This window comes from Streptococcus cristatus AS 1.3089, from assembly GCF_000385925.1.
Classification (GTDB): Bacteria; Bacillota; Bacilli; order Lactobacillales; family Streptococcaceae; genus Streptococcus; species Streptococcus cristatus_B.
Window position 1 is genome coordinate 1,508,844 of record NC_021175.1, and the last position, 14,349, is coordinate 1,523,192.

18 protein-coding genes and 1 other annotated feature are annotated in these 14,349 nt (G+C 45.8%); all 18 genes read right to left on the reverse strand.

Annotated features, from left to right (window positions below; all coding sequences use genetic code 11):
• Positions 1–7: 7 nt before the first annotated feature.
• On the reverse strand, positions 8–571 hold the full coding sequence (locus I872_RS07435; protein WP_015605519.1) for an aminodeoxychorismate/anthranilate synthase component II: 564 nt from the start codon (positions 569–571) through the stop codon (positions 8–10).
• Complete coding sequence (gene trpE / locus I872_RS07440) at positions 568–1,926, reverse strand: anthranilate synthase component I (RefSeq protein ID WP_015605520.1); 1,359 nt, start codon at positions 1,924–1,926, stop codon at positions 568–570. The genes I872_RS07435 and trpE overlap by 4 nt, the downstream gene beginning before the upstream one ends.
• A gap of 402 nt (positions 1,927–2,328) precedes the next feature.
• Positions 2,329–3,510: a tryptophan synthase subunit beta gene (gene trpB, locus I872_RS07445; RefSeq protein ID WP_015605521.1), complete on the reverse strand. Its 1,182-nt coding sequence runs from the start codon at positions 3,508–3,510 to the stop codon at positions 2,329–2,331.
• A 61-nt stretch (positions 3,511–3,571) separates the two neighbouring features.
• Positions 3,572–3,800, reverse strand: a binding site (T-box leader).
• 95 nt (positions 3,801–3,895) lie between these two features.
• The gene (locus I872_RS07450) at positions 3,896–4,435 is read right to left on the reverse strand and encodes a VanZ family protein (RefSeq protein ID WP_015605522.1); all 540 of its coding nucleotides are present in this window, start codon (positions 4,433–4,435) and stop codon (positions 3,896–3,898) included.
• On the reverse strand, positions 4,422–5,510 hold the full coding sequence (gene rlmN, locus I872_RS07455) for a dual-specificity RNA methyltransferase RlmN (protein ID WP_015605523.1): 1,089 nt from the start codon (positions 5,508–5,510) through the stop codon (positions 4,422–4,424). Before rlmN ends, I872_RS07450 begins: the two co-directional genes overlap by 14 nt.
• 9 nt (positions 5,511–5,519) lie before the next feature.
• Positions 5,520–6,083 carry a YutD family protein gene (locus I872_RS07460; protein WP_015605524.1) on the reverse strand — a complete coding sequence of 188 codons (564 nt, stop codon included), beginning with the start codon at positions 6,081–6,083 and terminating at the stop codon, positions 5,520–5,522.
• Positions 6,084–6,235: 152 nt separating this feature from the next.
• Positions 6,236–7,342: a SepM family pheromone-processing serine protease gene (locus tag I872_RS07465; protein WP_015605525.1), complete on the reverse strand. Its 1,107-nt coding sequence runs from the start codon at positions 7,340–7,342 to the stop codon at positions 6,236–6,238.
• On the reverse strand, positions 7,335–7,820 hold the full coding sequence (gene coaD, locus I872_RS07470) for a pantetheine-phosphate adenylyltransferase (protein ID WP_015605526.1): 486 nt from the start codon (positions 7,818–7,820) through the stop codon (positions 7,335–7,337). Before coaD ends, I872_RS07465 begins: the two co-directional genes overlap by 8 nt.
• Positions 7,810–8,349 (reverse strand): 16S rRNA (guanine(966)-N(2))-methyltransferase RsmD, encoded by a 540-nt coding sequence (gene rsmD / locus I872_RS07475; RefSeq protein WP_015605527.1) that lies wholly within the window; start codon positions 8,347–8,349, stop codon positions 7,810–7,812. The genes coaD and rsmD overlap by 11 nt, the downstream gene beginning before the upstream one ends.
• 85 nt (positions 8,350–8,434) lie before the next feature.
• Positions 8,435–8,695 (reverse strand): membrane protein insertion efficiency factor YidD, encoded by a 261-nt coding sequence (yidD, locus tag I872_RS07480; protein WP_015605528.1) that lies wholly within the window; start codon positions 8,693–8,695, stop codon positions 8,435–8,437.
• The gene (locus I872_RS07485; RefSeq protein ID WP_015605529.1) at positions 8,692–9,423 is read right to left on the reverse strand and encodes a pseudouridine synthase; all 732 of its coding nucleotides are present in this window, start codon (positions 9,421–9,423) and stop codon (positions 8,692–8,694) included. The genes yidD and I872_RS07485 overlap by 4 nt, the downstream gene beginning before the upstream one ends.
• A 133-nt stretch (positions 9,424–9,556) precedes the next feature.
• Positions 9,557–10,102 carry an SMC-Scp complex subunit ScpB gene (scpB, locus tag I872_RS07490; RefSeq protein WP_005590827.1) on the reverse strand — a complete coding sequence of 182 codons (546 nt, stop codon included), beginning with the start codon at positions 10,100–10,102 and terminating at the stop codon, positions 9,557–9,559.
• Entirely contained in the window at positions 10,095–10,805 is a 711-nt protein-coding gene (locus I872_RS07495; RefSeq protein ID WP_015605530.1) for a segregation/condensation protein A, read from the reverse strand. Before I872_RS07495 ends, scpB begins: the two co-directional genes overlap by 8 nt.
• 2 nt (positions 10,806–10,807) lie before the next feature.
• Complete coding sequence (xerD, locus tag I872_RS07500; RefSeq protein ID WP_015605531.1) at positions 10,808–11,539, reverse strand: site-specific tyrosine recombinase XerD; 732 nt, start codon at positions 11,537–11,539, stop codon at positions 10,808–10,810.
• Positions 11,536–11,997 carry a cyclic-di-AMP-binding protein CbpB gene (gene cbpB, locus I872_RS07505; protein ID WP_015605532.1) on the reverse strand — a complete coding sequence of 154 codons (462 nt, stop codon included), beginning with the start codon at positions 11,995–11,997 and terminating at the stop codon, positions 11,536–11,538. Before cbpB ends, xerD begins: the two co-directional genes overlap by 4 nt.
• Positions 11,994–12,515: a metallophosphoesterase gene (locus I872_RS07510; protein ID WP_015605533.1), complete on the reverse strand. Its 522-nt coding sequence runs from the start codon at positions 12,513–12,515 to the stop codon at positions 11,994–11,996. Before I872_RS07510 ends, cbpB begins: the two co-directional genes overlap by 4 nt.
• Positions 12,491–13,468, reverse strand: a complete 978-nt coding sequence (locus I872_RS07515) for a nucleoside-triphosphate diphosphatase (protein WP_015605534.1) — start codon at positions 13,466–13,468, stop codon at positions 12,491–12,493. The genes I872_RS07510 and I872_RS07515 overlap by 25 nt, the downstream gene beginning before the upstream one ends.
• The gene (gene racE / locus I872_RS07520) at positions 13,465–14,259 is read right to left on the reverse strand and encodes a glutamate racemase (RefSeq protein ID WP_015605535.1); all 795 of its coding nucleotides are present in this window, start codon (positions 14,257–14,259) and stop codon (positions 13,465–13,467) included. The genes I872_RS07515 and racE overlap by 4 nt, the downstream gene beginning before the upstream one ends.
• Positions 14,260–14,349: the final 90 nt, after the last annotated feature.

The following is a 14,349-nucleotide window of genomic DNA, read 5'->3' on the forward strand; positions in this document are numbered from 1 at the left end:
TCTTCCCCTATTTTACTAAGTCGATGAAATTTTTGATGGACGACAAGCCGTCCGGCGTGCCAATACTTTCTGGATGATACTGAAAACCATAAATGGGCAGGCTCTTGTGCTGGATAGCCATGATTGAGTTGTCATCAACCGCCCGAGCTGTCACTTCAAAGTCCTCTGGCATCTCCTCAATCAAAATCGAATGATAACGCATGACTGGCCGTCCATCTTCTATCCCTTGATAGATAGGAGATTTTCCCTCAAAACGCAGAATACTTTGCTTGCCGTGCATAACCTTCGGAGCCAATCCTAGCTTTCCACCAAATACTTCTGCAATGGCTTGATGCCCCAAGCAAATCCCCAAAATCGGCTTTTTACCAGCAAAATCGCGGATCAGCTCTTCCATCCGTCCTGCATCTGCTGGCCAGCCTGGACCCGGAGACAGAACCAAAGCATCAGCTTCTTCTGCCGCTTGATAAAGACCTGCATCATCATTTCTAAGAACCTTAACTTCTGCAAAATTGCCGATATACTGGGCTAGATTGTAAGTAAAAGAATCATAATTATCAATCAATAAAATCATTGCATATCTCCTATCTTGGTCATTGATTTGGCCTTGTTGATGGTTTCTTGGTATTCATTGGCAGGGATCGAGTCATAGACAATACCCGCTCCAGCTTGAACGTAAGCTCTGCCATTTTTCAAAATCATAGTGCGGATAGCAATGGCAACATCCATATCCCCTGTCGCAGACAGATAGCCGATAGCTCCCGCATAAATGCCACGCTTTTCCTGCTCCAACTCATAAATTCGCTTCATGGCTCGAATCTTAGGCGCGCCCGAGACGGTACCGGCCGGCAGGGTTGACTTGAGCGCATCCATGGCCGTCAGCTGAGGCAAAAGCTGACCACGAACCACACTGGTCAGATGCATGACATAGCGGAAATACTCCACTTCCATATACTTAGTGACTTCCACGCTGTTATTCTGGGCAATTTTACCGATATCATTACGCCCCAAATCAACTAACATGCGATGCTCCGCCACTTCCTTCTCGTCAGCCAGCAACTCCTTCGCCAAAGCTTTATCCTCTCTCTCATCCTTCCCACGCGGTCTGGTACCAGCAATAGGATTGGTCGTAACCTGACCCTGCTTGACAGAGACCAGACTTTCCGGGCTGGCTCCGATAATCTGATAATCCCCGAAGTCATAAAAGTAAAGGTAGTTGGAAGGGTTGGTCACACGCAGATTGCGATAGTAATCCAGTGGCCTACCAGAATACTCTGCTGAAAAACGCTGACTGAGGACACATTGGAACATATCTCCCTGCCGAATCAAGCTACGTGCTTCTTCCACCATTTTTTCAAAAGCTGCCTGCTCGATATGACTCTGAAAGTTCAAACTGGACAGCTCCAATGGCGAAAATTCATCTGCCGCAGGCTGCGCCAACTCAGTCATGATTCGCTCCAGACTAGTAGCCAAATCAGTTTCGCTTCTATCACTGTAAAGCGCCTCCTCAAGGATATAGACCTTGTCTTTTTTATGGTCAAAAACCATGTAACTCTCATAGACGAAAAAGTGCATATCCGGCGTTCCAATCACATCAGTTGGTATCTGGCCAATCTCCTCATAGAGGGAAATCATATCATAGCCGACAAAACCAATAGCCCCACCACCAAAAGGCAGATCTGAATGATGATCTTTTCTTACTGTTAAGTCATGAAGATAGTCCAAGGGATCCGCCTCTATCACTTGTCCGTTCTTTGTTAACTGGCCATTTTCATAGCGAACTTCAAAGACTGGATTATAGGCTAGGATAGAAAAGCAGGCTGTCTCGCTATCTCTCGGAATACTCTCCAAAATCACCTTGTGCTCGCCCTTAATCCGCATATAAGCCAGAATTGGCGATAAAATATCAGCTGGTAAAATCTTTTGCATAATGTTTCTTTCTATTAAATCAGAAGCGTTTAAGGAGGAGCAATCCGCTAGTTATGACTGCATTCGCAAGAATAGATAGCACCTGTCCACTGTCATAACTTGCTCCAGAACTACAGAAAAACGCCCGCACAGTTCATCCTGTGAGGGCGTGTCATCGCGGTGCCACCTCAGTTATGGAGTTTTCAGGCTCCACATCTCATTTACCTATTTACAGTCATTTAGATCCCTTTTAGTAGAAGGCAGCATACTGGTTTACAGCAAAGTAAGCTAACAAAGTAATAAAAGTTCAACTAAAGGACAAAAATTTGTCTCCAGCAGCCCAATTCATAACTTCTCCTGCCTGTTTACAGCAACCACAGACTCTCTGAAAGGAGGGATGTTACTACTCTTCTGCTGGGTATATTATTTTCGTTTTTCTAGATAGTCGGCAATGGCTGCCACATCCTTGTCTCCACGACCAGATACATTGATAATGATGATTTGGTCAGATGACAATTGCGGAGCTCGCTTGATGGCTTCAGCAATGGCATGAGAGCTTTCGATTGCCGGCAAAATTCCCTCCTTTTGTGTCAAGAGAAGCAAGGCATCCACAGCTTCATCATCTGTCGCTGCCACGTATTCTACTCGGCCAGAATCTTTAAAGAAAGCATGTTCGGGACCAACTCCAGGATAGTCCAAGCCTGCCGAAATGGAGTAAACCGGCGCTACCTGACCATCTTCAGCAAAGACAGCGTAGGTCTTCATACCATCCACTACCCCGACGCTTCCCTTGGTCATGGTCGCCGCATGCTGGTCTGTGTCAAGTCCACGCCCGGCTGCTTCAACACCAACCAACTTGACTTCTTCATCCGCCACATACTGGGAGAAAGCACCGATGGCATTGGAGCCGCCACCTACGCAGGCAATAACATAGTCCGGCAAGCGGCCTTCCTTGTCCAAAATCTGACGGCGAGATTCTTCACTAATCACCTTTTGGAACTCATGGACAATCGTCGGATAGGGGTGAGGTCCGACAGCCGAACCCAAAACATAGAAGGCTTCCAAATCGCTCATCCAAGCTCCAAAGGCTGCATCAACTGCATCCTTGAGGGTTTTGGTGCCTGTTTCCACAGCGTGAACAGTCGCCCCCATCATTTCCATTCGGAAAACATTGAGCCGCTGGCGTTCTACATCTTCTGCACCCATGTAGACATCGCACTTCATACCAAACTTAGCTGCGGCTGCCGCAGTTGCTACACCATGCTGGCCAGCTCCAGTTTCAGCAATTACTCGGGTCTTGCCCATGCGCTTAGCTAGAAGAATCTGTCCCAAAACATTATTAAGCTTATGGGAGCCCAAGTGATTGAGATCTTCCCGCTTCAGATAAATCTTCGCTCCACCCAGATGCTGGGTCAGGCTTTCGGCAAAGTAAAGCGGGGTCTCCCGACCTGAATAATCCGCCAAATAATGCCGGTATTCCTTTAAAAATTCTGGGTCATCCTTGTACTTCTCAAAAGTCGCTTCTAATTCATCCAGCAAGGCCTGGATAGGCTCCGGTACAAAGGAGCCGCCGAATTGTCCAAAATATCCTTTAGTTTCCGTCATCTTGATTGCCTCATTTCTTTATTTTCAAGCAAAACAAAAGCCCACACACAGAAAAACTCTGTGTGAGGGCGTAAAATCGCGGTGCCACCTCAATTATGGAAAAAGTATAGACTGCCTCCATATCTCTGTCTTGTCTAACAACAAGTCGCACTGTAAGGTGTGCTCACCGAATTTTTATTGTTTCAAATTCATTTTTTTGCATCAGCCCACTTCATAATCTCCCACTACCTGTTTCCACCAACCACAGGCTCCCTGAAAGTAGAAAAATTATTACTTTTCTGATGATTGTTTAAAATTATAAAGCTTCTAAAGTCTTTTGTCAAGAGAAAAAACAGAAAAAGAATTATTTTTATAAAAATTCCATAAAATCCGAACTTTTCCTTGGCTAATCCCTCTTGAAAGCGTCATCTTGGCGATTTTTCCAGATTTTCTGACCAAGCTGAAATGCCCGCCAAGCTAGATAACCACCCAAAGTATTGGTCCAGAGATCATCAATCTCAAAAACTCGATTGGCGTTGATAAGAAGGTCCAGCAGAATCTGAGTCATTTCGATGGACAAGCTCATCCCAAAACTCAGCCAGACAACTCTCTTGGTACTCCGCAGCTTTGGAAAGAGCAAAAGCAATTGAAAAATCAATGGCGATAGCAAAAAGATATTGGCCAAATTTTGGACAAAAACCTTGACCAGCTGGATCCAAGAAGTAATCTCACCAATATTGACAAAGGAGTTAAAAGGAACCAAGAGTACTACTACTCGGCCAAAGTACTGGATTCCCGGCGTCTCCATTCCTGGCTCTGGCGTTTGCGGTAGGAAGCACATGAGGCAGAGCATCAAGAAATAGAGCCAGCTTCCCCCCATCAGCAATTTCCGTCCCTTAGCAGTCAGCTCACCGTCTGAAGTCAGATAATTTTTAAGGCTGAACATTTTCAACAAGTGCTTTCTCGCGATCTCGCTTCATGGTATTGGAACGCAACTGGCCGCAAGCTGCATCAATATCTGTACCGTGCTCCTGACGCACCACACAGTTGACTCCGTTTTTCTTGAGGGTGTCATAGAAGGCCATCACGCGCTCCTTAGGACTACGGGTATATTGATCGTGCTCGCTAACGGGGTTGTAAGGAATAAGATTGACATAGGACAATTTCTTGATATTTTTCAGCAATTCTGCCAGTTCCTTGGCCTGCTCTACGCCATCATTGACTTCATTGAGCATGATGTACTCAAAGGTCACCCGACGGTTAGTAGTCTCGATATAATATTCAATAGCCGCAAAGAGCTTCTCAATCGGAAAGGCACGGTTGATTTTCATGATACTAGAACGCAGTTCATTGTTGGGCGCGTGTAGTGAAACGGCTAGATTGACCTGCACGCCTTCATTGGCGAAGTCACGGATCTTATGAGCCAGCCCTGAAGTCGAAACGGTGATATGGCGGGCACCGATGGCCAGACCCTTATCATCATTGACCGTCCGTACAAACTTCAAGACATTCTTATAGTTATCAAAAGGCTCGCCGATTCCCATAACTACGATGTGGCTGACCCGCTCATCCTGACCACGCTCATCAAAATACTTCTGAACCAGCATAATCTGAGCTACAATCTCACCATTATTGAGGTCACGTTGCTTTTTAATCAAACCAGAAGCACAGAAAGTACAGCCGATATTGCAGCCAACTTGGGTAGTTACACAGACAGAAAGTCCATAGTGCTGGCGCATGAGTACCGTCTCAATCAGCATACCATCCGGCAGCTCAAAGAGGTACTTGACCGTACCGTCAGCCGACTCCTGAACAATACGCTGTTTAAGCGGATTGACAACAAACTGATCATTGAGCTTGGCAATCAAGTCCTTGGACAGATTGGTCATTTCCTCAAATGACTGGACACGCTTGCGATAGAGCCACTCCCAAATCTGGGTGGCACGGAATTTCTTTTCTCCCTGAGCTTCCGCCCATTCAATCATTTCTTCTCGCGTTAAACTATAAATCGATGGTTTCATGTTTCTCCTTTATTTCTGACGAATGACAAAATGGCGCTGCGATTGGCTAGATGCCGCTTGCTTTGCCTGTTTGCCTTGTTTCTGTTGTTTGTTCTTGTTTGCCTTTGGACGATTTTTTTTCTGCTCATCCTTGTTTTTTTTAGAGCCACGTTCTTTAGAAACTTCTGGATGTTTTTTGCCGTCCGATTTTCTCTTATGATGGGATTTTTTGTCAAAGGCGGCCCGTCTTGGCTGAGCATTTTCCAAAACAAAATAGGCGCAACCATAATTACAATACTCTAGCAGATAGTCTTGCAAACGGCTGATTTTCTCTGCATTTTCCTTGGCTTTCTCATCCCGATAAAAACCGCGCAATCGCAACTGTTCATTGCCCCAATCGCCGACAATATAGTCGAACTTGTTCAGAATTTCTGAAAAGCGTTGGTGAAAGGCTGTCAAGTCAAAGGCCTCTTTATAATTCTCCACCAATTCAAACTCGAATTTTTCTGCAACTATCTTGCTGCCCATTTGCTTAAATTCTGGGCCAGGGAATTTATTGTAATTATACAACTCAGGTGAAATCTCTTTACGCATACCTATCCTTTGTCACTCATCTATCTTACTTCATATTATTTTATCACAAAACAAGGGGAATTTATATTTTTTCAGAAGAAAAAGATCTTTCTGTAAAAAGTCAGACGATTTAATAAAAAACATTCTTCGTTCGTCTCTAAAAGACAAAAATCTTAGCCGAAACTAAGATTTTTTGGTTTTTCTAAATAATCAATCGCGTCCTGAAGCGTCTTAACCGGCACGATTTTCATATCCGTTTTGATTTCCTTGGCTGCTTCAAGCGCTGCTTCATAGTTAGTTTTGGCTTTAGGATTAGCCTTTTTTTCTTCCTCGCTGACAGGATTGTCTGGGGCAAAGAAGATTGTCGCTCCGATTTTGGCCGCAGAGACGACTTTTTTGTCAATCCCACCAATATCTCCAACTTTACCTTCTCTGTCAATGCTACCCGTTCCCGCAATCACGCGGCCGTCTCGCAGGTCAGGATTGGCCAATTGAGTATAGATGGCTAGGCTAAACATGAGGCCAGCACTAGGACCACCGATACCTTCAGTTGAAAATTCAATCGGAACACTGCTGTTGACTTCCGTGCGGTCAATCAAACTAATGCCAATTCCGTTTTTTCCATTTTCCAGCTTGATGATTTTCCCAGTCGCTGTCTTGGTTTCTCCATCTTCCTCGTAGGTCACCTTGACACTATCGCCCAAGGCCTGAGAATTCACATATTTGACCAAATCTTCTGAGCTTTCAAAGGTTTTGTCATTGACTCCCGTCACCGTATCCGCAATATTCAAAATTCCTTTAAAGGTCGAATCCTGAGCTACTTTCAGAACATAGACACCCAGATAGTTCATCTTGATATCTTTTCCTGCGGTCTTGAGACCTTGGTATTTGGCCATATTCTGCGACGTTTCCATATAAAATTGGTTAATGCGCATATACTCAGCATCACTCGAGCCACCCGTCATATCCTGAGCCGAATAAATATCCGTAAAAGGCGTCAACCAAGCGTAGACCAGATGGGCAAAGGTCGCATGCTGGATCCCAACAGTCACAAAATTGTAGGAACCTGCCGCTTGATCCTCTTTTCCGTCCACAGTCAGAACCTTCCGAATGTCTTCTGCGCCTCCAGGCACCTCAATGTAGTAAGGTAGGGGAACAATGAAAGAGAAAAGGAAGAGCACAACCACAATAATAGAGGCCAGTCCAGCACAACCAACTACTTTTAAACCACGTTTATCTTCCTTCGTCATCGTTTTCGGATTTGTCATGTCATTATTCATCTTTTTTCTCTAACTCCTCAATCACACTCGCTGGTACATAGGCAGAAAGATTCTGCTGGAAAGCAATCAATTCCCGCATCGCTGAAGAACTGATGTATCGGTAGGCCGGCTGACTCAGCAAAAAAACGGTCTCCAAGTCAGGCTCTAAGTCCTTATTGAAAAAATGCAGGCTAGCTTCATAGTCCAAGTCCTGACCATTGCGTAGGCCGCGGACAAGGGCAGTCACACCCAGTCTTTTTGCCACATCGACCGCCAATTCATCATGGGAAGTGATGACTTCCACATTTTCCAAATGCGCCAAAGCCGCTAGAACCATTCTTTTTTTCGCATGGATGCTAAAAAATCCTTCTTTGTGAGGATTGTAGAAAATGCCCACATACAAGCGATCAAACAGCCGACTGGCACGCTCAATCAAATCCACATGTCCATTGGTAATGGGATCAAATGACCCTGTAAAGAGTCCAATTTTATCTGACATAGACCGTCACCTTTGAAATTCCATATATTTTTTGCTTCCAGATACCCAAGTCTGCGATTTCTTCTGGCAAATCAACCGACTTGTCCGTCTCGCAAACAACCATAATATCCTCGCTCAAGAGCTTGCGCTCCGCCATTTTCTCAATATCCGCGATAATCTGCTCCTTGGCATAGGGCGGATCCAGCAGAACCAGATCAAACTGGCCGGTCAAATGCTCCAAGGCTCGACTCGACTCCATCTTGAGTAGTTCAAAGCGCGCCGCTTCCTTGGTCATGGCAATATTTTCCGCCACGATAGCTTGTGCTCGCCGATCTTTTTCAACCAAAACAGCGGAATCCATGCCACGAGATACCGCCTCAATCCCCAGACTACCGCTACCTGCATAGAGATCCAGCACCCGACCGCCATCAAAATATGGCCCAATCATATTAAAAATCGCACCCTTGACCTTATCTGTCGTAGGTCGCGTTGTCTTACCATCTAATGTCTTGAGGGGTCTGCCCCCGTACTTCCCTGAAACAACTCTCATAAAAAACATTATAACAAAAATATTGAAAAGCTGATAGTAATTGCTAAGGCTGGACTTTATTCTCTAGCAAAAAACGGAAACAAGGCTATTTCCGTTCGAAGTCTATTTTAGAGTCATTCCGCCGAAGACTAAAATGATCCGGGACTGGATCGTCCCCTTCCTCGGACCAGGGATGGCAGCGGCCAATTCTGGCCAAGCCCATCAGCACCCCCTTGGCCCCGTGTTTTTCAATGGCTTCAATCATGTAATTGGAACAAGTCGGCCGAAAACGGCAGGAAGGCGGAAAGGTAGGGGAAATAAAGCGCTGGTAAAAACGAACCGGCGCTATCAATATTTTCTTCATCATTTTTTCTTAGTCTTGGTCACAGCCAAATTATGCAACTGGCTGACTTCCTTTTTACTCAATCGACGTGCTTCACCTGGCTTGAGGCCAGTCAAATCCAGATGTCCAAACTGAGTCCGTGAAAGCTTGTCCACTGGAAGCCCCACCGCTTCAAACATCTTCTTGACCTGATGATTACGCCCTTCATGGATGGTCAACTGAACAACCGAGCGATTCTTCACGGGATCGACCTTGAGAATCTCATAGACTGCTGGCTTGGTCTTCTTGCCCTCAATGACCAGACCGCGGGTCAGCGGACGCAGAACTTCCTTATTGGCCACACCCTTGATACGCGCCACATAGACCTTGTCAATTTCATTTCGTGGGTGAATCATTTCATCTGTGAAGTCACCGTCATTGGTCAAAATCAAGGCACCAGAAGTATCCCAGTCTAGTCGGCCAACGGGATAAATCCGTTCCTTAACCTGCGGCAGCAAATCAACGACTGTTTTACGCCCCTTGTCATCGGTCACGCTGGAAATCACCCCTCGCGGTTTATTGAGCAGGTAGTAGACCTTTTCTTCATTGTAGATAGGCTGGCCTTCTACTTCTACTCGGTCGCCCGACTTGATGGTCGTCGCTAGCTCACGCACCACCTGACCATTCACGGTCACTAGCCCCTGCTTGATCAGCTCCTCAGCCTTTCTCCGGCTGGCAATTCCCGCATGGGCAATGTATTTATTGATTCTCATCGATATTGTCCTTTCACAAGATACAAAGACCATTTTCACAACTTTAACAGCTGGAAAAATGGCAACTAGGGAAAGCAGTGCCTTCCTCAAAGCTTGGAACCGTTCAGAAAACGTCCCTTATAGGATGAACTTGTCATTCTCCGAAAAGCTGACTTTCCTCAGCAATAAGCTCCGCTTCGTCCACAATCGGCAATTCATCCAAATGATTGATGCCCATATAGTCCAAAAAATAATCCGTCGTCACATAGAGATTGGGACGGCCAATGACTTCCTTCTTGCCATCTTCCCGAATCAGCTCAAAGGCCAGCAATTTCGAAATCGCTCCGCTGGAATTGACCCCACGAATATCATCGATCTCCACCCTTGTAATGGGTTGCTTGTAAGCAATGATCGACAAGGTTTCCAGTGCCGCTCGGGATAAGCTCTGGTTAATCGGTGCCCGTGAATACTCTCGTAAAATCTCAGCAAATTCAGGCTTGGTGACCAACTTATAGGTCTTTGAAGTTTCCAGCAAGGTCAAGCTGGAGTCGGGATTTGCCTGATAGTTCTCCGCCAATTTTTCCAAACTCTGGATGACGCCAGTCGGCGGCAAGGAGAGGATTTCTGATAGCTGATGAACTTTCAGACCGTCTTCCCCCGCTACAAAAAGCAGGGCTTCAATCTCTGCTAATTTACTCATTCTTTCTTCCTACTAAATAAATATTTCCAAAGTTTTCCTCCTGAATGACCTGCACCTCCTGCACCTTGACTAACTCCAAGGTTGCTAAGAAGAGTGTAATCACTTCATTCATGTCTTTGGTTTCTGCAAAAATATCTTGCAGGGCAAGGCGTTTATGAGCCCGACAGCGCTGGCGCACTACTTCCATCATGTCCTCGATCTTGTACTCATCTCGCACAATGGTCGTATGACTCTTGGAAAACTCCTCCTGCTTCTTGGTCATCACCTTGGAAAAAGCCAAAAAGAGATCAACAGCTGTCTTGTCATGCAGGAGCTCAGCGTCTTCATAGACCAATTCCAGCTTGGGTTTGGAGTAGTAAAGAGCTCGGTCCTCATGCTGGAGGGACATTTTCTGGCCTAGCAGCTTAAACTTCCGATATTCCTCAATCTGACTCAGCAAATCCTGCTCCAGATCGTCTTCCAAATCTACTTGATCTACCACCTTGGGCAAGAGCTTGCGACTCTTAATCAACATGAGCTGGCTAGCCATGACCATGTATTCTCCCGTCACTTCCAGCCGCATGGCCTGCAGAGTAGACACATAGTCCAGATATTGCTCGATGACCTCGGTAATGGGCACATCGTAAATATCTACCTGATACTTGGATACGAGGTGGAGCAACAAGTCCAGCGGCCCCTCAAAATCTTTTAACTTGATATCCATTCTTATCTGTATTTTTCTAATGTAATCACTGTCTTCAAGCCCAGATCACGAGCAATGTCGTAGATACCGACACCTTTTTCCCGCTGGCGCAGGATAAATTGTTCCCGCAGGCTTTGGGCTGACAAGCTAGCCTGCCCTTGCTCAATCAAGAAAGCTTCTAGCTGGCGAAAGCCCCATTGGCGTGAATAGGACTTGCCATTCTTTTCAAATAGATAAGTCCCTGTCAAATAAGCGCCCAACTCGCTCGTCAGACTTTCAGGGATTTTAATAATCCGCTTCTGCCCAGCCTTCTCAATCCGTAAAACCTGAAAGTCAAGATTGACATCTTCAACCTTGACCTGCAGGATTTCACTTGGCAAGAGACCCATTTCCAAAATCAAGAGCGCTATCAACCGGCCTTGTGGTACCGCAGAAGCTTCCCAAAAGGCTGACAAGTCCATCAGCTCACTTCCCAGTTCCTTGGAAATAGCGACTTTTGGCAGGGTTAAGCGGTGAAATTCCCCAATCATCTTGTTCTCATAAAGATAATAGAGAAATTGATTGACCGCTGAGAGCTTCCGCTTCTGGACAGCTGCCTTGAAATCCTTGATGGAGGCTTGATAAATCCGCAAATTGGTTTCTGTCACCTTGCTGTGGATTTCATTGACAAATTGCTCCAAATCGTAGGAATAGGCTAATTTTGAATTTTCTGAGATATTTTTTTGTTCTAAAAAAGGAGTGATATGTTCTTTCATTTTTTGGAAATCTCATACTGACTCGTGAAGGTATGCATCAACGAGTTAACAGCTTTTAAAATCGACTTTCTAGTAATGATACCATAAAAATGTTGTTTTTTATCCACAACAGGCAGGAAAGACTCATCCACCAGCTTGTGCAAAACGTCCGCAATCTGGTAATCTGGCTCGACCGTCAGACCATCCTTTCGTGTCATGTGGACAATATCCATCGACATAAACTCTTCCTCTGCCAGCTCATGCTTCATCCGATAGGCCATGATGTCCGTCAGAGAAATGGTGCCAACGAACTTTTTCTCCGCAGTCACCACTGGAATGCGCGAATAGGTCATCTGACTAAGCAAGAGAATAGCATGATCCACATTGTGCGTGTCAATCATGACCGCCAGATTCTCCCCCGGCGTCAAAAAAGTGTCTTCCAAATCCAGAAGGTAATCTTCAAATTCCTTAGCAATCATCGGGCAAACTCCTTGGACAAGCTTGGATAGAGCTCATGATTTCGCGTATAAAAATCAATCTTAAAGAGGTCATTATCAATCTCTACCTTAGCGTAGAGACGTTCGTTGATTGAGCCACGAGGTTGGCTAATGGAGCCCGGATTGAGAAAGAGAGTTTTCCCTTGCATCCAAGCATCTGGAACGTGTAAATGCCCATAGAGACAGATATCTGCCCCTACTTCCTGAGCCCAGAGATCCAGCTTTTGGAAGCTAAAGTTGATATTGAAAAGGTGCCCGTGGGTCTGGGCAATAATAGTCCCATCCAAATCTGTCACCAGTCGCTCTGGATAGCCAGGATAAAAGTCCATATTGCCTGCCACGACATGAATCCCTTTCCAGACTTCATCCTCAAAAGGTAACTCGGAGTCTCCATCATGGAAAATAGCATCGACTTTTCCTAGATAATGGTCTTTAATTGCTTTGACAATGGCACGATCCCCATGGGAATCGCTCATTACGATGATTGTTTGCTTTGCCATGCTGGAAATACCTCCAATAATTTTTGCACTGCTTGTGCACGATGGGACTGGGCATTTTTTTCGTCGATGGTCAGCTCAGCTGATGTTTTTCCTGTCTCTCCGACCAAGAACAAAGGATCATAGCCAAAGCCATTTTCACCTTTTGGCTCATGGGCAATGTAGCCCGGCCAATCCGCTTCAACCACTAAGGATTCCTTATCTGGACTTGCGACCACCAGAGTTGTGTGGAAATGAGCAGAGCGGTCTTTAATATCAAAGACCATGGCCAGTTCATGTAGGAGTTTGATATTGTTTTCATCATCTGTTGCACCAACGCCAGCAAAGCGAGCGGACCAAACACCTGGTAAGCCGCCCAATACATCTACTTGCAAGCCTGAATCATCTGCCAAAACCATTTTGCCAGTCAACTTGCTAATCGTTTCCGCCTTGAGGCGGGCATTTTCTTCAAAGGTCATGCCTGTTTCAGCCACTTCTGGCAAATCAGGATAGTCATTCAGATTTTCTACCTCGTAGCCCAACTTCCCGAAAAGCTTACGGAACTCTGCTGTCTTGCCCTCATTGCGCGTCGCAATCAAGAGGGTATCCTTGACATCTTTTGCTCCCAGAAAGGCTTGTAAATCTACACCAGTCTGCGGCAGATGGACATAGAGGAGTTTTCCCCCTTCAACCAAAAGAAGGGCTCCCTGTCGCTGCAACAATTCTAACTTTCGACCCGTTTCCTGATTTAAAATATCCAGCAAGAAGGTCAAAAAGCGAAAGGCTGAGCCGTAGCGAATGACCGTGATATTTAAGGGCAGGCCTAGCTCCTCTTCCGCTAAAATACTCTCTAAGCGGTCTAAAATCTCAGAAGCTTCAACTGGCACCTGCTCGAACTCACTGTAAGAGGCACTTTGTCCCCATTCAGCTACATACCAGTCAGAGCCATCTTTGTATTCATAAATGTTCTTTGTCATAAGGTCACATGCTCCACATTGACTTTCAGATTCAGCCAGTTTTCAGCGATTTCCGCAAATCTCTTAGCATTGGCTGTAGTATAAAAACGATGGTTCAGTTCATGCTTCTCGCGGCTACGATTGATTTCAAAATAATTGAGCAGGACAGAAATATCCCGCACACACTCAGCTCCGCTGTCAATCAACTTGACACTCGGCCCCATCATATTTTGAATAATCGGCCGGAGCAAAGGATAGTGGGTACAGCCCAAAACAAGAGTATCCACCTTACCCGCCAGAGGATGGAGAGTCTCATAAACCACCTTTTTAGTCAGGCTGGACTGGAGCTCATTTGACTCCACCAGTGGGACAAACTTAGGGCAAGCCAAGCTCTGCACCTCCATCTCAGGAGAGAGGGCCTCAATCTTTTGTCGGTAAATATCGGACTGAACCGTCATAGGAGTCCCGATGACCCCAATTTTGCCACCAGTCGTAGACTTGATGGCAGCGCTAGCTCCGGGCAAAATCACACCGAGGACAGGAATGTCCAACTTAGCCTTGACCTCCTCCCAGACAACAGCTGTGGCAGTATTGCAGGCAATAACTATCATCTTGACATCCTTGGTCAAGAGAAAATTGACCAACTGCCAAGTATAGTCCCGAATCTGCTCCGCCGGCCTAGGACCATATGGAGCCCGAGCCGAATCACCTATATAAACCACTTCCTCGTGGGGGAGTTGCCGCATCAATTCACGGACAACAGTCAGACCGCCCACCCCAGAGTCCAAAAATCCAATCGGTCGGTTATCCATACAGTCTTCTTTCTAAAACAAGGGATTGGAAGCCTAGCCCAAATCCCCATTTTTATATAGAAATCTCCGTCTGCCACCAAAGGGCGGCTG

Excerpts from the sequence above, each read along its gene's own strand:
- I872_RS07435 (WP_015605519.1), bottom strand. The coding sequence starts at position 571 with ATGATTTTATTGATTGATAATTATGATTCTTTTACTTACAATCTAGCC.
- trpE (WP_015605520.1), bottom strand. The coding sequence starts at position 1,926 with ATGCAAAAGATTTTACCAGCTGATATTTTATCGCCAATTCTGGCTTAT.
- trpB (WP_015605521.1), bottom strand. The coding sequence starts at position 3,510 with ATGACGGAAACTAAAGGATATTTTGGACAATTCGGCGGCTCCTTTGTA.
- I872_RS07450 (WP_015605522.1), bottom strand. The coding sequence starts at position 4,435 with ATGTTCAGCCTTAAAAATTATCTGACTTCAGACGGTGAGCTGACTGCT.
- rlmN (WP_015605523.1), bottom strand. The coding sequence starts at position 5,510 with ATGAAACCATCGATTTATAGTTTAACGCGAGAAGAAATGATTGAATGG.
- I872_RS07460 (WP_015605524.1), bottom strand. The coding sequence starts at position 6,083 with ATGCGTAAAGAGATTTCACCTGAGTTGTATAATTACAATAAATTCCCT.
- I872_RS07465 (WP_015605525.1), bottom strand. The coding sequence starts at position 7,342 with ATGAATAATGACATGACAAATCCGAAAACGATGACGAAGGAAGATAAA.
- coaD (WP_015605526.1), bottom strand. The coding sequence starts at position 7,820 with ATGTCAGATAAAATTGGACTCTTTACAGGGTCATTTGATCCCATTACC.
- rsmD (WP_015605527.1), bottom strand. The coding sequence starts at position 8,349 with ATGAGAGTTGTTTCAGGGAAGTACGGGGGCAGACCCCTCAAGACATTA.
- yidD (WP_015605528.1), bottom strand. The coding sequence starts at position 8,695 with ATGATGAAGAAAATATTGATAGCGCCGGTTCGTTTTTACCAGCGCTTT.
- I872_RS07485 (WP_015605529.1), bottom strand. The coding sequence starts at position 9,423 with ATGAGAATCAATAAATACATTGCCCATGCGGGAATTGCCAGCCGGAGA.
- scpB (WP_005590827.1), bottom strand. The coding sequence starts at position 10,102 with ATGAGTAAATTAGCAGAGATTGAAGCCCTGCTTTTTGTAGCGGGGGAA.
- I872_RS07495 (WP_015605530.1), bottom strand. The coding sequence starts at position 10,805 with ATGGATATCAAGTTAAAAGATTTTGAGGGGCCGCTGGACTTGTTGCTC.
- xerD (WP_015605531.1), bottom strand. The coding sequence starts at position 11,539 with ATGAAAGAACATATCACTCCTTTTTTAGAACAAAAAAATATCTCAGAA.
- cbpB (WP_015605532.1), bottom strand. The coding sequence starts at position 11,997 with ATGATTGCTAAGGAATTTGAAGATTACCTTCTGGATTTGGAAGACACT.
- I872_RS07510 (WP_015605533.1), bottom strand. The coding sequence starts at position 12,515 with ATGGCAAAGCAAACAATCATCGTAATGAGCGATTCCCATGGGGATCGT.
- I872_RS07515 (WP_015605534.1), bottom strand. The coding sequence starts at position 13,468 with ATGACAAAGAACATTTATGAATACAAAGATGGCTCTGACTGGTATGTA.
- racE (WP_015605535.1), bottom strand. The coding sequence starts at position 14,259 with ATGGATAACCGACCGATTGGATTTTTGGACTCTGGGGTGGGCGGTCTG.